This is a genomic window from Mesorhizobium sp. M0037, assembly GCF_040323635.1.
Lineage (GTDB): Bacteria > Pseudomonadota > Alphaproteobacteria > Rhizobiales > Rhizobiaceae > Mesorhizobium.
The window spans coordinates 20,511-40,960 of sequence record NZ_JAMYVB010000028.1; the positions used below are offsets into that span (position 1 = coordinate 20,511).

The window sequence follows — 20,450 nt, forward strand, 5'->3', positions numbered from 1 at the left end:
TCACATATCCACGCCGTCGCCGGGGTCGAGCGACGCCTGCCGCGCAACGCCTTGCATCAGGCGCGTCAGTCGACGGTTGCGGGCAACCTCGTCCTCCACGTCATCCAGGTGATCGATCTCGAATTCGTTCTCGGTCGAAGGCTTCACGACCTGCTCGACGCGACTGAGCTCGGGTTGCCGACGACGCTCGGAATCAGTTGTGTCGTCATCCGTGGCCAACGGCGCCGACATGGCTTCAGCAATCTGCGGACGAGAAGGCAGAGGCAGGTTCGTCCAGTCGTCCGGCCTCCCCTCCTCCGCCGCCGCCCTCAGCCGCGGCGGCGGCAGGATACGTTCCCGGAAGCGAGCATCCTCATGATAGCGCGCCTTTTTGGCGCGGATCGGCGGAGCACCCGCGACCATGACGATCTCGTCGGTCGCCGGCAGCTGCATGACTTCACCCGGCGTGAGCAGCGGGCGAGCCGTCTCCGAGCGGGAGACCATGAGATGACCGAGCCACGGAGACAGCCGGTGGCCGGCATAGTTCCTCATGGCCCTCATCTCGGTCGCTGTTCCCAGCGCGTCGGACACGCGCTTGGCGGTGCGCTCGTCATTGGTGGCAAAGCTTACCCGGACATGACAGTTGTCGAGGATCGAGTTGTTGGCGCCGTACGCCCTCTCGATCTGGTTGAGGGATTGAGCGATCAGGAAGCTTTTCAGCCCGTAGCCGGCCATGAAGGCGAGCGCCGATTCGAAAAAATCGAGGCGGCCAAGCGCCGGGAACTCGTCGAGCATCAGGAGCAGCCGGTGCCCTTTCGCCCTGACCTGCAGATCTTCAGTCAAGCGGCGGCCGATCTGATTGAGGATCAGGCGAATGAGCGGCTTGGTCCGATTGATGTCGGACGGCGGCACGACGAGGTAGAGTGTCGTCGGATGCTCGTCGTCGATAAGGTCGCTGATGCGCCAGTCGCAGCGGCGCGTGACCTCTGCCACGACAGGATCGCGATAGAGGCCAAGAAATGACATGGCGGTGGACAGCACGCCGGAGCGTTCGTTGTCTGATTTGTTCAAGAGCTCTCGCGCGGCGCTGGCGATGACCGGGTGCGGACCAGCCTGCCCCAGATGCGCGGTTTTCATCATTGCGGACAGCGTCGATTCGATCGGACGCTTCGGATCGGAAAGGAAACCGGCCACGCCGGCGAGTGTCTTCTCCGGCTCGGCGTAGAGGACATGCAAGATTGCGCCGACCAGAAGAGCGTGGCTGGTCTTCTCCCAATGGTTTCGCCGCTCGAGCGAGCCTTCGGGATCGACCAGAATGTCGGCGATATTCTGAACATCGCGGACCTCCCATTCGCCGCGACGCACCTCGAGCAGTGGATTGTAGGAAGAGGATTTCGGATTGGTCGGATCGAACAGCAGGACCCGGCCATGCCTGGCGCGGAAGCCCGCGGTGAGCTGCCAGTTCTCGCCCTTGATGTCGTGGACGACGGCTGAACTCGGCCAGGTCAGCAACGATGGGACGACAAGGCCGACACCCTTGCCCGAACGTGTGGGCGCGAAGCACAGCACGTGCTCCGGTCCGTCGTGGCGCAGATAGGCGCCGTCAAACCGCCCAAGCACCACTCCATCGGAGCCGAGAAGGCCCGTTGCCTTGACCTCCTGCTTGTCTGCCCAGCGGGCGGAGCCGTAGGTCTCGACCTTCTTGGCCTCGCGTGCCCGCCAGACCGACATGCCGATGGCGACGGCGACGCAGACGAAACCGCCGGAAGCCGCGATAAAGGCGCCCTCCACGAAGATCGACGGCGCGTAGGCATCGAAGCCGTACCACCACCAGAAGAAGGACGGCGGAAGGTAGAATGGAAAGCCCAGGACATGGAACCATGGCCTGCCGAGCTCGGGCTGGAACGCCAGGCGCCAGGCCACCCACTCCGTCGCGCCCCAAGTCGTGAACAGTACGATCATCAAGACGGCGAGGATCTGGCCCCAGAGAATTTTGGTGGCGGACATAGAAGCGGTCCTTTCTTCACAATGAGGTTAGAGGCCGAGGCCTCGCTTGCGGCCAAAACTCCAGTCGATGCCGCCGTCATCGCGAGCGACGCCAGAGACGTGGCGTCCAACATGTTTTTCCAGGGACGGCGTCCAAGGCACCAGTTGGAAAACGAGGCCGTCATCGATCATGGCGAAGCGGCCGGAGGCGAGCGTGAAACGTTGCCGGTAGGAACCGGCCACAAACTCACCACTGCGAACGCGGTTGAACGGCTGGCCGGTTTCGGCCGAGAGCTTTTCACCGAGCGCCTCCAACTCGCGGCGACGCAGCGTGTCTATCAGGTTGCGGGTGAAGGTTGTGCGTTGGCCATGCCGCTCGCCGAGGCCCTGTTGGACGAGGTGGTGAGCACGGCGCTGCATCGCCTGCCGCACCTCGGCGCCGAAGCCGCCTTCGGACAACGCAGTCGGTTCGCGGGCGATGTTCTGGCGGTCAAGCCAGGTTGCGCCGGCGGCGGTAACCTGCTGCTCAATGTTGAGATCGGAACGGACAGCGAGTGCTGCGCGTCCATGTCCCTGCGCGTCATGGAACCTGCGCAGCTCGACGATGGAACCTGGAGCGCTGTCGCCGGCGGCGTCGAGGTAGGACAGCTTGATGTGATGTGTGCGGCCGTCGGTACCATCGACCACGGCGTAGGCACTGCCCTTCAGTTCATCATCGAGACCGCGGTCGACCAGCCGACCGACGATCGGCGTGTCCAGGCGCTCCGCCGCCAGCACATAATTCGCCGATCCGCGCTCGATGCCCTGTTCGGTCAGCGCGCGGTGCATGCGCTTGATGATGTCGCCGCGCTCGCCAAGGTCGCGCAGCGTGGCCTCGGCCTTGTCGGCGATCAGCCATTGGCCCGGGCCGACCTGTTCGGCAAGGCCAAGGGTTTCGAGCTTGCGCACCCGCCCGACCTTCAGCACGTGATACTCATCGGGCTGAGCGTTCGCAGCGGAGGCAAGGTCGACAACGCCTGTGTCGCGGCCATCGCGAACAAGCTGCCGGTCAAGCTGGGTCCAGCGTTCGGCTTCGACCTGGCGCTGCAGATTGCGGCGGATGTCGAGATCGGTGCGCGGGCCGAGCTCCTGGGTAACGAGGTCGGCGGCGCGGGCGCGCATCCCCTCCTTGATGTAATCGCGGGAGATCACAAGATCCTGCCCGTCATCAGTCTGGCCACGCAGGATGATGTGGAGGTGCGGGTTGTCGGTGTTCCAGTGATCGACGCCAGCCCATTCCAGTTTTGTGCCGAGGTCTTTTTCCATCTGCCCCATCAGATCGCGGGCGAAGGATTTGAGGTCCGCCATGTCGATGGCATCTTCCGGCGAGACGATGAAGCGGAAGTGGTGCCGATCATCGCCACACCGCGCGGCGAAAGCACCGCCATCCACCTCCCCGGCCCCCGGCCCGAACAGCCTTGCCTTCTCCCCGTCCCGGGTGACGCCCTCTCGGCGCAGATAGGTGAGATGGGCGGCAAGCGGCGCTGCGCGCGCGTGATGACGCACCAGCCGTGTCTTGATGATCACGGCTCGCGAGCGGCCGGTGAGGAGACGATTGGCGCGCAAGCTCGCCGAGCGGCCACGCCCGAAGGTCGAGCGATTACCCGGACTGATCCGGCCGGAGCGAGAGATACGGGCGCCCGCCTTCTGGGCGGCGGCAAGCGCCTGCGCGATGAAGGGCCTGCCGCGCTGGGCGCCCGATGAGCGGATGCGGCCGGGCCGGATGCGGAAACCATCCTCGTCAGTCATCGTGAAGATCCGCACATCGTGCCAAGACACGGAAATGACAGCGAAAACACTGTTCCGGCGAGGTGCGCCACATGTTCGCACCTCGCGGAAATGCCACATAAGCTCTTGAAACAGCACAACCGATCGACGCCGCACCTCGCGGCCTTTTATCTCGCCATCTTCCGGTTGTTCTGCCCACCTTTCGCGTCCATCCACCCCAGGGTGCGCTAGAGCTTGCGGTTGCACGAAAACGCCCATGCGCGCTCATGGCTGGATCCTTTCGCCGGCTCGCGCCACGAAGAGGCCTTCGGACAGCGGCACGATGGCGGAGACATCGCGCACGGTCGGTGCGGAGCTCGCGTCATTTGGTGGTCGCTCGGCCGGCAGGAGAGCGACAGCCTGTATGCGATCCGGCTGACCGACGAACAGCGAGCCGTGCTTCCAGGGAATGGCCTCGACAGACGTAACGGCGAAAGGGCGCATACCGTCGCTTTCACCGATCAGGGGGGCAAGTGCTGCGACATAGGCGCGGGTCTCGGCCGGTAACGGACGCCCAGTGAGGTAGGCTTCATAGCGTGCAGGTCCCGCGTTGTAGGCGGCCAGAAACCCCGGCGAGCCGAAGCGATCGTGCAGTTCGCGCAGATACGCCGTTCCCGCCAGGATGTTGTCGCGGGGATCGAATGGATCGCGACCGAGCGACCACCGAGCGCGCAGATAGTCCCATGTGCCCGGCATGATCTGCATCAAGCCGCTGGCGCCTGCGCTGGAGACGGCGCGCATATCGCCCGCACTCTCCTTGCGTATAATGGCGCGTATCAGCGCGGTCGGAACGCCGAAGCGGCGCGAGGCTTCTGCGATATGCGCGCCGAACGGATCGCGCTGCGACGATCGCGCGATGGCCACGTCCTGCGCCACTGTCGCCGCCGGCATGACGGTCGCGACGGACAGGCCGCAAAGGAGGAGAAGAGCCATGCGCCGGGCAGCAGGAGGCGGCCCGGGCGCACCGCGATGGGTCGTCGACGGACGGCGAGCGCGCATCGTTCAATCCTTCTCGCTGCGGTCGCGCGGGCGCGTCCAGTGCAGCGACCAGGACGTCTGGCCGTCGCCATTGCGAAAGAGGTTTGCGCGTATCGGCTGCGCGTAGGTCGGGTCGTCGAGCTGGATCGAGACATAGTCTCCGGCCTTTTCGCTGGAGCGTTTCCAGCCGGCGCCAATCTCGGGGCCGTCCTCGCTTCCGATGTGAACGCGGTAGTCAGGCGCATTCTCCGTTTCGCTCGCCTCTGCCGCCACAATGGCGATATCCAGGTTGAGGCTGAGCGTGTGGATGCGCCCGCTATAGCCAATCTTCTGGCGCGTGAATTCCCCTATCTGTTGCATGTCTGGCTCCTGTTTTAGAGTGGTGCGGTGATGAAGGCTGGCGGCACGACGCGCGCCGCCGGTTGCGCGCTCACCGCGTTGGCGCGCGCCATTCGAAGCGGCCGTTGCCGTCCTCGTCTGTCCACAGCGGAACGGCGCGGCCGATGATCCGTCTGGTGGAGAGGAGGCCGAAGTAGCGGCCGTCGAGACTGTCGCGGACACGCCAGTTCATCAGGAAGACTTCCCCGGTCGAGACGCGGCGGCAGCCCTGCCAGACCGGCAGGTCACGTCCGGCCCGATCACGCTTCAACGCCACGCCAACTTCAATGCCATCGACGGTGATGGTGAGGTTCGAGCGACAGACACATTGGCCGGAAACACCAAGGATGCGCTTCAAGAGTGGCACGCCCCTCGGCAGATAGCCGCGATCAGCGAGGAATGCCGCGAGTGGCTCGGGCGCGTCGACGGCGACAAGATCGGTGACCTCGAAGGGTCCGTCGAAGTCGATCGTGTAGAAGCCGATCGGCGCGCTAGCCGACGCATTCCAGATGAGCTTCGTGGGCATCGGCGTGAGGCCGGGATAGCCGACGCCCATGGTTGCGATAACGCTGGCTAAGATGATCCCCGCGCGCGTCACGGCTCGGTCCTCTTGCGCAGCAGGAAGGCGCGATGTTGGTCGAGTGTGTAGCTGCGCGGCGTGTGGCCGGCGGTTATCCGGTTGTGGATGTGCCGCCAATGATCAGGCGACACAAATTCAGGCTCGATGCCGAGGCGCTCGATGGCGTCGATCGCCTGCAGCACGCGTTCGACCTTGGGCCAGCTCTCGATCTTCAAAAGGATGTCGCCGCCAGGCCGCACGAAGGGCAGTGTCTGATAGGCTTCGCCAGGTGCTACCGCACGCACGATGTCGATGCGTGAGATGATCGTTCCAAAATCGTTCGCGGCCCAGCGCACGAGGGCGAAGACCGCGCCGGGACGATAGGACAGGATGCGCCGGCGACGATCTACGATCTGTTCGCGGGCGTGCGTGCCGAAACGGATCCAGTTCTCCTGTCTCTTCTCGACCCAGGTCAGTTCGACATGGACGAGATCGTCGCGAGTGTGGTGCGTGGCCGCGAAGGCTCCGCGCATGCGGTGAGCCGCGATGCCGGTCATGAAGGTTCTCCTGGTGTTGCTGGGAATTTGCACGCGAGCCTCGCGCGCAGCGTGTCGGCGACGATGATGTCGTGCTGGAGAGCGGCGATGCGGTCGCGCTCCTGAGTCGTCAGCTCGGTTGTCGGGCGCACGACGAAGGTCGCGAACTTATTTCCCTTGGAGGTCAATTCACGGGCGAGATGCAGCGTCAAAGTTGCATTGCCAACACGGCTCTTTTGATTGAGGGGTGCGGCGCTCATCGGGTGGCTCCCGAGCGCGGATCAAGCGGCGGAGTCGGACCTTCGGAAGCGCTGGTTGCCATGATGCGACCGCCAGAAACCGATGGCGCATTGGAGGTCTTGTCGGTCTCTATCCCGAGTGCGTCGCTGGTTCGGCGGATCAGCCTCTGCACATTGCGCGCGCGCTCTTCAAAGTTAGAATCTGGGTTAGAGTCTAAGTTAAGGGCGCGGTTTCGGCTTTGCTTTCCTACCGTTAGCCCCTGTTTCGGTTCCTGATAGCACGAGCCTGCGGTTCCCGATGGCACGATAGGTCCGGTTCCCGATAGCACGAGGCCGTCCACAGGCCTTCCACAGGAGCCGATCCGCTCGAAGGCAAGCAGAACCCGACCGCCAATCTCCACTTCCAGGGCAAGGGTGTAGCCGGGCAGCGGCTGGCGGCGGATGATGTCGCGCAGCTCGAAGGCAAAGCGCTTGTAGGGCGACAGGCTGCCGGATTTCTGGTGAAGGTGACGGAAGTCGAAGCGCCAGCCGTCGCGCTGGCGTCCGCCATGCTTGCGCACCAGCCGATAGAGCCAGCGCTCCAGCCCGCCAGTCAGGTCGAAATAGGCGCGATCGATCGTGAGCACGAGCGCGTCATCGAGGACTGCCTGGTAGAACCAGTCGGGGACGATCAACTCGATCCCCGCGGGTTTGCCATGGCGATCGATGCGCTCCTGCCACTCATTGATCCATGAGAAGCGGTGACGCCGGCCTTCGGCGGGCTGACGAATCGTCGTCGAGACGGTGGTCGACTGAAGCCGGTCAAGCCCCGCCTTCAGGCGCTGATAATCGCGCAGGCTCTTGCCGCGGCCGACGAAGGAGAGAATCTCATAGGGCGTGGCCGCCATCAGGCGCGACGTGCGAAGGCCGGCGTCGCGCGCCTCGACGATCTGGCTCGCGGCCCAGATCAGGATGTCGGCATCCCAGATGGTCGCCATGCCATGATCGGGTACGGCTTCGACCCGGATCGTGACGTTGCCGGCCGTGAAGTCGATTGGCGCGACGCGATGGGTCTTGGAGAGGGAGAAGAACGGATAGGCCATGAGATCCTGCGCATCTCGCGGGGCGAACTCGCCAGGCAGCGCCCGGAACAGGTCGAGCTGCCCGCGCTCCGAAAGGGATTGGTTTCGCGCCGCCATTTGGAAATCCGCGCGCGGTCAGCGTGCGTATCGTCCGCCATGCGCCGGCGGCGTCGGCGTGTGACGCTTGGCCGGCAGGACCGACCCACGCGGATCGGATGTAGAGGTGACAGCGCCGCGTTCGGCCCAAGCCTGAAGATCGTCGACGGCATAGACGACACGGCCGCCGAGCTTTCGGTAGGAAGGACCAGTGCCATAGGTCCGGTGCTTTTCGAGCGTGCGGGCGGACAGGCTGAGGAAATCCGCGGCTTCCTTGGTGCGCAGGAAGCGCGGCGGCAAAACGGCGATATCGGGTCGCATGGGTCGAACCTCCGTGGGGTTTTGGGCAGCCGCTGGCGTTCAGCGGTGGACGGAGACCACGGTGGCGGAGAGTAAGCTTCGTCAGGGATGGGGAAGTTGAGGGGGGCTAAAACTCCACCCCCTTTGCGCGGCCAGACCCGCTAGGATCGACGGCGATGACGCAGGATTTGCAAATAGCCGCCGCCGATCATGGCGGTGGCGCCTTCGACCAGGCCGATCACCGCATCGCGCAGCGCGGAGGTCTTCCAGGGATCGGCGGCGACGCGCTTAGACCCGTAAAGCGCGATCGCAATGTCGCGGTAGCTCGCGCCATTCGAGTGGCCGTCAGCGGCCTGCATCATCAGTCGAAAGCGGCGGCGCTGCTGCGGGGTCATCCGCGTGTCCGAAGGTGTGGGGCGCCCCTGCAAGGAACGCCAGAAACGGGCGAGTGCTTCGATCCGTCCCAACGTCTCTGCATCCAGGGGGATCAGCGCCGCCAAATGACCGTGCGGCTCACTACCGGGCAGAAGCAAAAGTTGAGTGGCGACACCTGCACTATGGACAGTGTGACGTCCTTCCGGGCTGTCGTGGAGCACGCCCGCGCCGGTCAACGGCGTCGATCGCAAGGAAGACAGAAATTCCGGCGCCGGCACGAGAGAAACCACAGCTGGATCGACGTCAGGCGACCAGAAAACGTCTTGCGCCAAGGCGGACAAATCCGGCCTGGCCGGGAAATCGTAACCCCCACTGCCGCTGTGCCTCAGGGGGGAACGGTGCTTTTTCGGCTCTTGTGGTCAGGAGCGCTTGGTAGTGCCGTTGATAGGGTTCGTGACGCCGCAGACACTCCCAGGCGAGCCCCTCGATGGGTAATGTATCGAAATAGTCGTAACTGTCATTGTCTCGCCAATGCGACGTATCCGGCCTCATCCAAGAGCTCCTCGCAAGAAAAGCGTAGACCCCGCCTCCAAGAGATTCCGGGTTGTAGCGATTGGCGGAAGCCCCTCGCCGGGCATCGGGTGATGCCGCTCCGGCATCACCGGGGAACCGCAGGCGCTGTGGTGCTAGTTGCCGGGTCGACGCAAGAGATGACGGTAGCCTGCACGCGCCATCCACCGCGCTCGCGCCAGATGGCTGTCATGGATGCGCCGGGCGCGTTGCGGCTCCTTCGTCAGATCAATGCCGAAGAGAATTTCGACCACCTCGCGCCAGTCCGCGCCGTCGTCGGCGGCGTCAAGCAGGCGCATATAGAGCTTGATGTGTTCCCGATCGTATTCGGTGAGTTCGTCACTGGTCGGCGCGGTTTCGTCAAACGGCTCGATCATCGCTTGCCTCGTCTTCACAGAGTGAAAGCATTTTATAGAAACAACAGCGCCGACGGAGGATAGCTGATAAACATCGGGCGATGCGGTTTCGGCATCGCTCTCGGCTTGGGTGAACCGAACCGGACCGTCCGCGGAAGAAGGCCCCAGCCTTCCGGCCGGGGCCTGGGCGGGTCCTCAGTCGCCCCGCCGCGCGTTCGGGCGGGACCAGATGAGCGAGAAGCCCTCACCTTCCTCGTCGTCGAAGAGGTTGGCGTAGATCGGGGCGTTGAAGCTCGGATCGTCGAGCTTGAGGCCCATGTAGTCGCGGCCCTCGTTGGAGGTCTTCGACCAGGCGGCGCCGATCTCGGCGCGGCCGACCAGCACCCGGTGGCTGGGAGCGTTCTCGCCAGTGGCGCGGGTGTCTGGGACGATGCGCACGTTCTTGGCCTGGACGCTGAGGGTGACAATTTCACCGGTGAATTCGTTGGAGGCGGACTTCTTGAAGGTGCCGATGGTAGCCATTGTAGTCTCCATTTTCTGTTCCCGAGCCCGCACCATGCGGCCTCGATGGCGATCACATGGCCGGAGGCGACCGACGACGCATCGCTTGCGACCGGAGCAATGCGGAGGACGGCGCAGGAACGGCTTTCTTGTCTCGCGAGGAATGGCGGCGCTCGGGGTCCCAATGCGCTTGCCGCATGGGGTGGGCGCCGGCAGGGGAAGAAAGTCGAGACGCGCCGTTGCGGCTCAGGCGGTCGAGGCTTCAGCCGTCCTTCGGCCAGATCAGCCCATTGAAGAGGCCGTTTGGAGCGCTCTTGGGACAGATTGGCAACGGAGACGTTGGCATACAACGCGCCTCCTGCACTTCGCTACAGGCTTCACCGGCATCGCCCATGCATTCCAGGCACAGATTCCGCGCACCTGCGACGCCCCGCCACTGCGCGCGCTGCCGTCCTGCTACCGACTGGTCGGTCTGCCATGGGCATCGACCGAAGAAAGTCCAAGTCCACAGACGGGGCCGCGCCGGCACATGGCCGTTGCTCGATCCTGGCATGGAACCCGATTGCTCCAACCACCGATAATGAGGTGGCTAGGCCTTCGTCGGTCTGGTCCGCCCGCGTCGCCCGCGCGGGTCTAGGCTCGAACCACGTCCCTGCCGGATTGGTCGGCGGCCCTCATGTTTGCGACCCGCAGATATGCCGTGACGCCGACGGCGGTCGCGCCAATGACGGAAAAGACGATCTGCCAGGTTTCCGAAGGCATCATGTGCTTCGCGATCCCATGGGTGGCATGGTAGCCGGCAGCGATCGCGAGAGCGACGAAGACCAGCACGAGCGCCAGCTTTGCCCACATGGGGCTAATAACGCCGAGGAGGATTTGGCCAACGCCGAGCGTCGACCCGGCTGCGAGGCTACCGACGAGGATCGCGCCAAGCCAGCCGGCGCCGGTGTTGAATCCCCACATGGCTGCGCTGACGCCGACGAACAACGGAAGGGCTAGATAGCAAGCGTGAAGAGCAACCACCACAGGATGCCGATGGCCGCCATACAAACGAACATGCCGAGGATGATCATGGTGGTGTCTCCGAGAGAATAGCTCTGGCGATTGCGCCTTCCACCACCACCTCGCGCAGTTCACAGCATAGCAAGCGAAAAGGGCGGGCGAAACCCGCCGGTGTTCTTGGCGCGATTACGCTCCGTCATGGCGCAAACGGGTCGATTTCGCCGACGATGGCGGTGTCGTCGCCGTCATACTCGTTCGCGGGCACGACCGAGAGTGCCGTCGCCGGCACGAAAGATGACGATGGCGACCATGAGGGTGGCGGCGAGGCTGAAGGCAAAGGCATGCGCGTCGGCGAGGGACATCGATCCGGCTCCTGTTTGAAGCGGAGGACCCTCCCCCGCTGACAGGCGCCCGATGCGTTCGGCCGATGGCCGCAATCACCGCGAAGGCGAAGCCGCAGCGGCGGCACGCTTCGCGTAGTCCGACCCCTTGCGGGTTGATGGCGTCAGGCCGTCGGCTGAACCAAGGATCAGCGTCGTATCGCAGGGGTGGTGCTGTGCTCCTGGAAGTGACGGACGATCTCTCGAAGCCGCCCGCGCCATTCCTCGCGCACGAACGGTGCACCTCGGCTCGAAGCGTGTCGCGGATTGATTTCCCCCGTTCGGTGGAAAGCCGTCCGCATTGCGCCGGGATGGTCATCCACCGCCGGTTTTCGAACGACCGGAGTTGGGCCGGAAGCGGAAAGTCCACTCTCCGCATGACTGGCACAAAGGCCGACGTTGCCATCCTTCCGGCCAAGCCAGTCGAATAGGGCCAATGATACGGATGTCTGCCTAAGGGCGGGAGTTGGCCCGACAGCTGCGACGTCATAAATCCGCCCGGGAACAGAGCAGCTACTCCGGTAATCCAGCCTTGGAGAGTCCTTCGAGTAAAAGCTGCTCGTCAGTCTGGCTCTGGAAACCTTCTTTGGCGACAAACCGAATGGATGAAAAATTTGGGGCTTTGCGTAGCACATTTGATGCGCACTCTCGGGCGAGTTCAGGTTTGCCCATAAGGGCGTAGCACGCAGATCGATAGGCTTCCACCCAATATGGCATTTGGGGTGATCTGCTGAGATTTGCGATGGCTTCGTCGAACTGATGATCGGAGAAGTAAAAACATCCGAGCTGTGGCCAATACCATGTCGGTTCAAAGTACGGATCCACCACTCGTGCTTCAATGAAGAAACCAATCGCTTCTGCCGGCTTCCCTAGCGCGTGGTGCAAGAACCCAAGGCCGGTCAAGGCAACGGGCTTATTTGGGGCTAGTTCGTGCGCCTTTCGGAAGTGATGTCCCGACAAATCGAAAGACTGGCGATACAGATGTGCCCACCCCAAAGCCAACTGGCAGATGGGATCAGTCGGATCGAGGGCCACGGCCGTCCTGCTCAGTTCAAAAGCTTCAGAGAGCTTTTCATCATCACCCTCTAAGTCCCGCGACCAACGGTTCAAATACAGGTTTGCGAGAAGTCCGTATGCTCGGCCGTAGTGTGGGTCGAGTTCTATGGCTCGTTCATAGAGCTTTACGGCCTCTGTCTCGGTTTCCAAATTGTCGAATGGCAGTGCATCTGCGCGAAGAACACATTCATAAGCCTCTAAACTCGCTGGCGGTTTTCGAAGTGCCCGCTCGACGCCAACGGCTTTGAGCCGGCCAATCAGCGTCCCGACTATGGTCCTTATGACTTGGTCCTGCACAGCGAAGATTTCGTCCTGATTTCGATCAAAACGCTCAGCCCAGAGATGATTGCCGGAGCTTGTTTCAACAAGCTGAGCGGTAATCCGTATGCGGTCACCCAGCCGGCGGACACTACCCTCAAGAATGTACTGCACGCCAAGTTCTCGGCCGACCCGGACTATGTCGATGTCACCTCCCCGATAACGGAAGGACGAGTTGCGTGCGATCACATGCAGGTCACGGAACCGCGCCAATTCTGTAATGATGTCTTCAGTAAGCCCATCACTGAAATATCGCTGTTCGAGATCGCTGCTCATGTTTGTGAACGGAAGAACTGCGAGCGAGGGGGGCGTGTGCGACGATCGAAGCGTTCGCGGTTGCTGCGCAGGTGATGACTGTAGAGGATCCGCGTCCATTAAGCGGAAGGCTCGTACGGGCGTCGAGATGTTCTTCAGTTTCTGCTCGCCCATGTCCTCGAATTGAAAGGCGACCTTATTGCGCACCTCGTCGTGAATTTTGCCGGAAACGCAGATACCGCCGGGGTCGGCTAAGGCCTCTAGCCGCGCAGCTATGTTGACACCTTCGCCAAAGACGTCAGTTCCCTGGCCAATCACGTCACCAAGATTGATGCCGATCCGCAAATCGATGCGTTGTTTCTCCGACGCCAATGCATTCGCGGCCGCCATTTTTCGCTGCACGTCTACTGCCGCTGCAACGGCGTTTATGGCACTGCCGAACTCGATCAGCATTCCATCGCCCATAAGTTTCACGACACGCCCGCCATGAGCGATGACGGTCGGCGCGAGAATAGAAGCGCGCCGTTCTGTCAATGCAGCAAGCGTCCCAGATTCATCTTCTTCCATGAGCCTGCTGTAACCGACGACGTCAGCCATTAGCAGGGCGGCGAGGCGACGTTCCATGGACCCTTTCCGAGAGAGGGAGCTAGTACCAAATCCTTACACGAATACTGCCTTGCGAGCGAACGCGCTTTCAGTTTGCATCTCGGTTTCGGCACTGGAGGCTCTTCATCAGTCGTGTTCGCGCAGCCGGATCGCATACAGCGTCCCCGTGCTCCAACCACTGATCGCCAGTCGCGCGGGCTCTAATCTTGGGTGTACGCTATCGGGCAACAGCGAAATGGCTCCGAATGACCAAGATGAGGCGCGAAGCCGCCGTTCGCGTCGTGAAAGACATACCTCCACATCGGTGAGATTGTGGAATAGCGGTGACCAACCTGGACTAAGATCTAGGGTCAAAGGGGGCGCTCACGAGCCGCCTAATCGATAGACCGGGATGCCGAGCTTGCGGGCCTTGTCGGCGAGGTTCTCCTGAATGCCGGTGCCGGGAAAGATGATGACGCCGATCGGCATGACCGCCAACATCTGGTCGTTGCGCTTAAAGGGAGCGGCCTTGGCGTGTCTGCTCCAGTCGGGCTTGAAGGCGACCTGCGGCACCTTGCGATGATCGGCCCAGCGGGCGGCGATCTTTTCAGCGCCTTTGCGTGATCCGCCGTGCATCAGCACCATGTCGGGGTGCTTGGCGCGGATTTGGTCGAGCTTTGCCCAGATCATCTCGTGATCGGCGGTATCGCCGCCGGAGAAGGCGATCTTGGGGCCGGCCGGCAACATGACCTCGGTTTCCGCGCGCCGCCTGGCCGCGAGGAAGTCGCGGCTATCGATCATTGCGGCGGTGAGATGGTGGTGGTTTACCATCGACCCCGTGCGCGGTCGCCAGGCAGAGCCGGTGTACTGATCGTAGTGTTCGGCGGCCTGGTCACGCATGAGCTCGAAGGCTCCCCGCCGTTCGATCATGGTCTGGCCCTGGGCGGTGAGTGTCTCGAGTTCAACCGCCTTGATCTCGCTGCCATCCTGTTCGCGCTGCAGACAGCGCTGGGCCTGCTCGTTGTCGTCCAGTTGCCGCTCGATCCGTTGTACAGCTCGGTGGAAGACATTGGTGAGGGACCAGAGCAAGTCATCGAGGTCGGGTTCGAGGCGCGTGTCAGCCAGGGTGACGATGAGGGCGTCAAAGATGTCGGCCACGGCTCCGGCCACTTGGTCGCCACCGGGGAGCGGTCGCGGATCGGGCTCGTCCGCAAATGGTCGCCAGCCATAGAGCTGGAGTTCGGTGAGGATGTGATCGGTCGCAGAAGCGGCGTGGTGCGGTTCAGTGTCGTCGTGCTCTCTCATGGGGATGCTCCCGTCGGTTTGACCGCGACCCTCGCGGCCTTCATGGCGACGAGAGCCCACGGGCGGGACGGTCCGACACCCGCAGCGATGCGGAGGGCCGGAGCGCAGCGCAGGATGGCGGCGGCCGACTATTTTGCCTCGCGATGGAAAGGCGTCGCGCCCAATCGCTGCCATTCGCGAGCAGTCGCGCGCCGCCGGAAAATAGTCGGCGGCCGCCATTGCCTGGCCGGCCAGTTTGTGGGCCCGATCGCCCTCTTGAAGGCCGGGTCGCGGTTCTCTGCCGGCGGGCTCCCAGCCATGCGGTGCGGCTACACCGTGCGCCACACGCTCTCCCTCCCGGCTCATGCTACCCGTGTCAGATAGCGCAGGCGATCCCGGCGCATGAGTTGGTCCGCAATCGAGGCGCGGAAAGCGGCCAGTCCGAAATGGCGGAGATCTTCGTTGAAGTCCTCTGTCTCCGGCGACAGCACGATTGCCTCGATTCCGGCGTCCGTCGCGCGCTCGAGCAGGCTGTCTCGGGCACCGTCACCGGCCGGATCGTTGTCGCGGATGACATACAGCCGCCGCAGGTTCGGAGGGAACAGGATGGCGGCAAGATGGGCTGCCGAGAGGGCCGCAGCCATCGCCATGTCGGGCAAGGCGCATCTGAGCGACAGCGTCGTCTCGATGCCCTCGCCTGCCGCCATGACGCTGCCGGGTGCGCCGAAGCGGACGGCATGACCCAGAAGGTCACCCATTGCCCGACGCGGCGTGTCGACGGGTGCCTTGCCGGTGCCCTCCGGTGCGAGCCAGGTGCGGTGCGCGCCGGTCAGATGTCCATCCAGATCGGTGACAGCGGCGATCATTGCCGGCAAGGTCTCGGTCGGTCCTTGATCGTCGTGCCGGTAGTAGCAGCGCGGATGGAACCGCAGCGATCCGGTGCCGTACAAAGTCGTAATGCCGCGTCCACGCAAATACGTTTCCAAGAGGGTGCCTATAATGGGCTTCGACATGGCGACCAGTCGGCGAGCCGCTTCTGGAGATCCAACGGGGACCTGCGTGATCGGCTCGGCCGGTCGGGGTGGCATGGCATCTGGCATCGCGAGAAACACGCGCGCCTCGTCGGCGACGTCCCGGAAGTTGACCAGTCCGAGGGATTCGCGGATGACATCGAGCAGGTCGCCATGCTCGCCGGTAGCGGCGTCGGTCCATTTGCCTGGCGGTCCCTTCGCGGATGGCCGCAGACGCACGAACATCGACCGGCCCGGCGCATTGCGGACGTCGCCGACGGTCCAATAGTTGCCCTGGCGACGGCCATTGGAGAGGTAGTGGCGGCACACCGCCTCGGCATGTTCGCCGAGGCGGTGTGCGAGGTTGGATGCAGCGTGACGCGGAATCATGCAGCCTCCCGCTCACTGACCCCCTCGATTGGGAAGCGGTCGAGCACGCGCTCCAGCACGGCGAGCCCGTTGGCGTCGATCGGCACGAACATCCTGAGCTTCCACGAAATGATCTCGTGGAAGAGACCGTAGGCGGTGAGGCGCTCGCGCATCGTGTCGGTGAAGCCGGACAATTCGATGCGCCATGCGCCCATGACGCGCCTGCGGCGAAGCTGGAGATCCTCGGCGAGATCGAGGATCGTCCGCCCGTCCATCAGAGCCGCAAACGACTGTTCCGGCGACAGCGCGACCACGTTCGTCGCAGAGGCGTTGGCGGCCCATGCCGGCGAGACGCGGCGGCCGATGAGGCGCTCGCCCTCGTCGGTCTGAAGTCGATAAACGCGGGTCGACTCGTTGGGCAGGCGCTTCCAGATTGGAAGCAGCAGGCCGGTGACCATGTGCAAGACCGAGTCCGAAAACTCCGGCACCCCGGCGATTTCGGCGGTCCAAGCAGTTGTGAACGCCTCGCGGTCGGCCTGGACCCAGCGTGTTTCACCCATAGCCTTGAGCGGCATGTTCTGGCCTTCCATCGGCCGGATCAAGCGGACACGGCGCTCCACCTCGCCATCGTCGAGCATGACGCTCGGGGTCGGGATCTGCACGGCGGCGCGGCCCGATTGCTCGTTAATGAGCAGTAAGGCACGCGGATCGCGGAGATGATCGAGCGCCGCATTGAGCGTGATGGGCCGATTGCGCTTGCGTTCGGTGATGGTGAGCAGGCGGGTTTCGGCGCCGGTGCGCGGATGGGTGTAGATCACCTGCCGGTCGGTGATGACGAAGCTCTCGGCCCGCAGGGTCTCCAGCCCGGTGTCATAGGTGCCCGAGGCGATGGCGCCATCGATCCGAGCGGCCAGAAGCTGCTCGAAGGCGCCGAACAGCACGCCCTGCACTTCGATGGTCAGCGCCAACAGGCGATTGAGGAAGGTGGTGATCGGCGGCAACTCGTCCTTGATGCCGTTGTTGTCCATCAGCTTGAGACCGGTCGCCGCCTCGAAACGCTGGAGTGTGCACCCATCGACCTTGCCGCGTACGATCAGCAGATAGAGTTGCCGTAGCGCATCGCGGGCATAGTGGCTTTCCAGATTGTCCTCTGGCCGGAACAGGCCCTGGCCGCCGGTCTGGCGCTGGCCGCGCGTGATTGCGCCCAGCGTATCGAGCCTCCGCGCGATGGTGGAGAGGAAGCGCTTTTCCGCCCTCACATTGGTCGAGATCGGCCGGAAGAGCGGCGGCTGCGCCTGATTGGTGCGATGCGTGCGGCCGAGGCCCTGGATGGCGGTGTCGGCCTTCCAGCCGGTCTCGAGCAGATAATGCACACGCAGCCGCGTGTTCCGGGCTGAGAGTTCGGCGTGGTAGCTCCTCCCCGTTCCGCCTGCGTCCGAAAAAACCAGAACGCGCTTCTGGTCATCCATGAAGGCCTGCGTCTCGGCGAGGTTGGCTGACCCGGCACGGTTTTCAACGACAAGGCGCTCGGCTTTGCGGACAATGCGGCGCGAGCGACCGGTGACCTCGGCCACGATGTCCACCCCGAAATGCTGGACGATCTGGTCGAGCGCGCCTGGGACAGGCGTCAAGCTGGCGAGTTTGGCGATCAGCTCGTCTCGCCGGGCGACCGCCTCGCGGCTCTCGACAGGCTGGCCATCGCGGTAGACCGGGCGCGACGACAGATTGCCCTCGCTGTCGGTGAATGGCTCGTAGAGCTGCACCGGGAAGGAATGGGCCAGGTAGTCAAGGACATATTCGCGCGGCGTGATGTCGACTCGGACGTCGTTCCATTCCTCAGTCGGCAGCTCGGCCAGCCGCCGCTCCATGAGCGCCTCACCCGTCGAGACGATCTGGACAACGGCCGCATGGCCCTCCTGCAGATCGCCGGTGATGGATTTGATCAGGGTCGGTGTCTTCATGCTGGTCAACAAATGGCCGAAGAAGCGCTGCTTGGCGCTTTCAAAGGCGCTGCGCGCGGCCGACTTGGCCTGGGCATTGAGCGTGCCGGTGCTGCCGGTGATGTTGGCCGCCTGCATCGCAGCATCGAGATTGTTGTGGATGACACCGAAGGCCCCAGCGTAGGCGTCATAGATGCGGACCTGTTCGGGCGTCAGCTCATGCTCGAGCAGTTCGTATTCGACGCCGTTGAAAGAGAGCGAGCGCGCCGTATAGAGACCGAGCGCCCTGAGGTCGCGCGCCAGCACTTCCATCGCCGCGACGCCACCGGCCTCGATCGCCTCGACGAATTCGGCCCGCGTCGAGAATGGAAAATGCTCGCCGCCCCAGAGGCCTAGCCGCTGGGCATAGGCGAGGTTGTGAACGGTGGTGGCGCCGGTGGCCGACACATAGACGATGCGGGCATTCGGCAGGGCGTGCTGTAGCCTCAGGCCGGCACGGCCTTGATGGGAGGGAGCGGCGTCGCCGCGTTCGCCCTTGCCGCCACTGGCGTTTTGCATGGCGTGCGCCTCGTCGAAAATGATGACCCCATCGAAATCCGGACCCAACCATTCGACGATTTGTTTGACCCGCGAAACCTTCTCGCCGCGATCGTCGGAGCGTAGCGTGGCATAGGTGGTGAATAGGACGCCTTCCGCCAGCGTGACCCGCCTGCCCTGCGGAAAGCGGGAGAGCGGGGTGACCAGCAAGCGCTCCATGCCGAGCGCGGACCAGTCGCGCCGCGCATCCTCGACGAGCTTGTCAGACTTGGAGATCCAGACCGCCTTACGACGGCCCTGCATCCAATTGTCTAGGATTACGGCGGCGGATTCCCGGCCTTTGCCCACCCCAGTGCCGTCGCCGATCATGAAGCCTTGCCGGAAGCGCACGGCACCCGCGGTGTCATCGGCCGCTACGCTAACCACGTCAAAGGTATCGTCGAGCGTCCAGGCGCAGGCGAGATACTCGGCGTGAGCCTCGCCGGCATAGATGACGGTCTCGAGCTGCGCATCCGAGAGCAGGTCAAGGACGTTCTTCGGCAGGCGCGGCCGGTAGCTTGGCTTGGGTGGCGCCACCGAGGCCATGGCCGCCGATTGAACGAGCTGGGTGGGGTGAGCCCGAGAGCCAGGAATGCGGATCGCCTGCAGCCCGTAGGCCTCATAGATGGCGTCGCTGATCGGGGCCCCCTCGGCAGCCTGCCAGTCGACAGCCTTATAGGCGAGGTCGATGGCTTCCGGTTCGGCGATCGACATACGTGGCGTGGTACTCGCCGCGCGTGTGAGATGGCTGTGCACGGTGCGGGGCGCGGCGACCGCCGATGCCGCGCTGGAAACGGCGGCCATCACGACCGGCGGCCGCGCGGGAAGGCGCTCCTCAATCCACGCGAGGAGCGTCGCGGCATCCGGGGCGATGCCGGGAGCATCCGCGAAGACGGTGGGATTGTCCGCTGGCAGCTTGTCGATGACGGTGAGGCGCGTCGGGAAGGTCGTGCCGTGCTTGGCATAGACCGAGCCATCGATGGCGGCGGAGAAGACCACGCGACCACGCTCCTGCAGGCGAGTGAAGGCGGCGGTCCAGGTCGGATGGTCGGGCGCGAAGTTCGCACCGGTGATCGTCACTAGCCGCCCGCCGGGCGCAAGGCGCGCCAGCGCCGAGGCGATGTGCCGCCAGGCCGCGTCGGCCACGCGGCCCTCGACATTGGCCATGACTGAAAAGGGCGGGTTCATGAGCACCACGCTTGGTACGGCGCTGACTTCGAGATGGTCGTCGATCTGGGCGGCGTCGAAGCGGGTGACTGGAACGGCCGGAAAGAGGGAGGAGAGAAGTGCCGCGCGCGTCTCGGCAAGCTGGTTGAGGATGAGCGAGGCGCCGGCTATCTCGGCCAGGATGGCGAGCAGCCCGGTGCCGGCGGAAGGCTCCAGCACACGGTCGGCGGGCGTGATGGCGGCGGCCGTTGCCGCGACCAGGCCGAGCGGAATCGGCGTCGAGAACTGCTGGAAAATCTGCGCCTCTTCGGATCGGCGGCTATGCGTCGGCATGAGCCCGGCGATCTTCGACAATGCGCCAAGCCGGAGAGCCGGCGACGCGGCTTTGCGGAACAACGCCTTTCCGTACTTGCGCAGGAAAAGGACCGTCGCAGCCTCGCAGGCATCGTAGGCCTGCTTCCAGTCCCAGGCGCCGGCGGCGTCGGAGGCGCCGAATGCGGCTTCCATCGCCGACCGCAGCTTTGGCGCGTCGATGCACTCGCCGCGTTCGAGACGAGGGAAGCAGCTGGCCGGCGGCGGCGAAGATAGCGCCGGCTGCACGGGTTTGGGCGAGCGGGAGCGGCGCGGCGGTTGGAACCGCCGCAGCGGGCGAGATCATGTACATGGTGTGAACCTCGGGAGAGCGGGGACAGGACCGACGCGCGGCGCTCTCTCTGGACCGCACGGTTTCAAACCCATCCCGGCCCCGCCTCTCCCTCTCAGGTCCCCGCCGAAGCCAAAATGAAACA

General features: G+C 64.0%; 17 protein-coding genes and 1 pseudogene. All 18 read right to left on the reverse strand.

The window, feature by feature from the left end; translation table 11 throughout:
• The 18 genes and pseudogenes from NKJ78_RS28725 to NKJ78_RS28810 all read right to left on the reverse strand — a co-directional run bounded on the left by NKJ78_RS28725 (position 1) and on the right by NKJ78_RS28810 (position 20,326).
• Positions 1-1,986 (reverse strand): conjugal transfer protein TraG, encoded by a 1,986-nt coding sequence (locus NKJ78_RS28725; RefSeq protein WP_352562762.1) that lies wholly within the window; start codon positions 1,984-1,986, stop codon positions 1-3.
• Between the two features lie 27 nt (positions 1,987-2,013).
• Entirely contained in the window at positions 2,014-3,753 is a 1,740-nt protein-coding gene (locus NKJ78_RS28730; RefSeq protein ID WP_352460841.1) for a relaxase/mobilization nuclease domain-containing protein, read from the reverse strand.
• A 243-nt stretch (positions 3,754-3,996) separates the two neighbouring features.
• The gene (locus tag NKJ78_RS28735) at positions 3,997-4,770 is read right to left on the reverse strand and encodes a lytic transglycosylase domain-containing protein (RefSeq protein WP_352460840.1); all 774 of its coding nucleotides are present in this window, start codon (positions 4,768-4,770) and stop codon (positions 3,997-3,999) included.
• Positions 4,771-4,773: 3 nt separating this feature from the next.
• A complete protein-coding gene (locus NKJ78_RS28740; RefSeq protein ID WP_352460839.1) occupies positions 4,774-5,109 on the reverse strand; it encodes a DUF736 domain-containing protein in 336 nt (111 codons plus the stop codon).
• A 70-nt stretch (positions 5,110-5,179) separates the two neighbouring features.
• Positions 5,180-5,725, reverse strand: coding sequence for a S26 family signal peptidase (locus tag NKJ78_RS28745; protein ID WP_352460838.1), 546 nt, complete (start codon positions 5,723-5,725; stop codon positions 5,180-5,182).
• Positions 5,722-6,243, reverse strand: coding sequence for a DUF2840 domain-containing protein (locus NKJ78_RS28750; protein ID WP_352460837.1), 522 nt, complete (start codon positions 6,241-6,243; stop codon positions 5,722-5,724). Before NKJ78_RS28750 ends, NKJ78_RS28745 begins: the two co-directional genes overlap by 4 nt.
• On the reverse strand, positions 6,240-6,482 hold the full coding sequence (locus NKJ78_RS28755; protein WP_352460836.1) for a hypothetical protein: 243 nt from the start codon (positions 6,480-6,482) through the stop codon (positions 6,240-6,242). The genes NKJ78_RS28750 and NKJ78_RS28755 overlap by 4 nt, the downstream gene beginning before the upstream one ends.
• Positions 6,479-7,639, reverse strand: coding sequence for a replication initiator protein A (locus tag NKJ78_RS28760; RefSeq protein ID WP_352460835.1), 1,161 nt, complete (start codon positions 7,637-7,639; stop codon positions 6,479-6,481). The genes NKJ78_RS28755 and NKJ78_RS28760 overlap by 4 nt, the downstream gene beginning before the upstream one ends.
• 18 nt (positions 7,640-7,657) lie before the next feature.
• The gene (locus tag NKJ78_RS28765; protein WP_023808373.1) at positions 7,658-7,939 is read right to left on the reverse strand and encodes a helix-turn-helix transcriptional regulator; all 282 of its coding nucleotides are present in this window, start codon (positions 7,937-7,939) and stop codon (positions 7,658-7,660) included.
• Between the two features lie 140 nt (positions 7,940-8,079).
• Positions 8,080-8,625, reverse strand: a complete 546-nt coding sequence (locus tag NKJ78_RS28770) for a DUF2285 domain-containing protein (protein WP_352460833.1) — start codon at positions 8,623-8,625, stop codon at positions 8,080-8,082.
• Entirely contained in the window at positions 8,597-8,845 is a 249-nt protein-coding gene (locus tag NKJ78_RS28775) for a transcriptional regulator domain-containing protein (protein WP_081727466.1), read from the reverse strand. The genes NKJ78_RS28770 and NKJ78_RS28775 overlap by 29 nt, the downstream gene beginning before the upstream one ends.
• Positions 8,846-8,979: 134 nt before the next feature.
• Complete coding sequence (locus NKJ78_RS28780; RefSeq protein WP_352460832.1) at positions 8,980-9,240, reverse strand: DNA -binding domain-containing protein; 261 nt, start codon at positions 9,238-9,240, stop codon at positions 8,980-8,982.
• Between the two features lie 174 nt (positions 9,241-9,414).
• Entirely contained in the window at positions 9,415-9,741 is a 327-nt protein-coding gene (locus NKJ78_RS28785; RefSeq protein ID WP_352460831.1) for a DUF736 domain-containing protein, read from the reverse strand.
• Positions 9,742-10,353: 612 nt separating this feature from the next.
• Positions 10,354-10,707 carry a hypothetical protein gene (locus NKJ78_RS28790; RefSeq protein ID WP_502901633.1) on the reverse strand — a complete coding sequence of 118 codons (354 nt, stop codon included), beginning with the start codon at positions 10,705-10,707 and terminating at the stop codon, positions 10,354-10,356.
• 908 nt (positions 10,708-11,615) lie between these two features.
• Entirely contained in the window at positions 11,616-13,355 is a 1,740-nt protein-coding gene (locus tag NKJ78_RS28795; protein WP_352460830.1) for an adenylate/guanylate cyclase domain-containing protein, read from the reverse strand.
• Positions 13,356-13,700: 345 nt separating this feature from the next.
• A complete protein-coding gene (locus NKJ78_RS28800) occupies positions 13,701-14,621 on the reverse strand; it encodes a DUF2493 domain-containing protein (protein ID WP_352460829.1) in 921 nt (306 codons plus the stop codon).
• Between the two features lie 341 nt (positions 14,622-14,962).
• Positions 14,963-16,000 (reverse strand): DUF7146 domain-containing protein, encoded by a 1,038-nt coding sequence (locus NKJ78_RS28805; protein ID WP_352460828.1) that lies wholly within the window; start codon positions 15,998-16,000, stop codon positions 14,963-14,965.
• Positions 15,997-20,326: pseudogene (locus NKJ78_RS28810) on the reverse strand (strawberry notch-like NTP hydrolase domain-containing protein). The gene NKJ78_RS28805 and the pseudogene NKJ78_RS28810 overlap by 4 nt, the downstream one beginning before the upstream one ends.
• Positions 20,327-20,450 lie beyond the last annotated feature (124 nt).

Coding starts and splice junctions, on each gene's coding strand:
- NKJ78_RS28795 (WP_352460830.1), bottom strand. CDS start 13,355: ATGGAACGTCGCCTCGCCGCCCTGCTAATGGCTGACGTCGTCGGTTAC.
- NKJ78_RS28740 (WP_352460839.1), bottom strand. CDS start 5,109: ATGCAACAGATAGGGGAATTCACGCGCCAGAAGATTGGCTATAGCGGG.
- NKJ78_RS28780 (WP_352460832.1), bottom strand. CDS start 9,240: ATGATCGAGCCGTTTGACGAAACCGCGCCGACCAGTGACGAACTCACC.
- NKJ78_RS28765 (WP_023808373.1), bottom strand. CDS start 7,939: ATGCGACCCGATATCGCCGTTTTGCCGCCGCGCTTCCTGCGCACCAAG.
- NKJ78_RS28730 (WP_352460841.1), bottom strand. CDS start 3,753: ATGACTGACGAGGATGGTTTCCGCATCCGGCCCGGCCGCATCCGCTCA.
- NKJ78_RS28785 (WP_352460831.1), bottom strand. CDS start 9,741: ATGGCTACCATCGGCACCTTCAAGAAGTCCGCCTCCAACGAATTCACC.
- NKJ78_RS28775 (WP_081727466.1), bottom strand. CDS start 8,845: ATGAGGCCGGATACGTCGCATTGGCGAGACAATGACAGTTACGACTAT.
- NKJ78_RS28725 (WP_352562762.1), bottom strand. CDS start 1,986: ATGTCCGCCACCAAAATTCTCTGGGGCCAGATCCTCGCCGTCTTGATG.
- NKJ78_RS28760 (WP_352460835.1), bottom strand. CDS start 7,639: ATGGCGGCGCGAAACCAATCCCTTTCGGAGCGCGGGCAGCTCGACCTG.
- NKJ78_RS28805 (WP_352460828.1), bottom strand. CDS start 16,000: ATGATTCCGCGTCACGCTGCATCCAACCTCGCACACCGCCTCGGCGAA.
- NKJ78_RS28755 (WP_352460836.1), bottom strand. CDS start 6,482: ATGAGCGCCGCACCCCTCAATCAAAAGAGCCGTGTTGGCAATGCAACT.
- NKJ78_RS28750 (WP_352460837.1), bottom strand. CDS start 6,243: ATGACCGGCATCGCGGCTCACCGCATGCGCGGAGCCTTCGCGGCCACG.
- NKJ78_RS28735 (WP_352460840.1), bottom strand. CDS start 4,770: ATGCGCGCTCGCCGTCCGTCGACGACCCATCGCGGTGCGCCCGGGCCG.
- NKJ78_RS28800 (WP_352460829.1), bottom strand. CDS start 14,621: ATGAGAGAGCACGACGACACTGAACCGCACCACGCCGCTTCTGCGACC.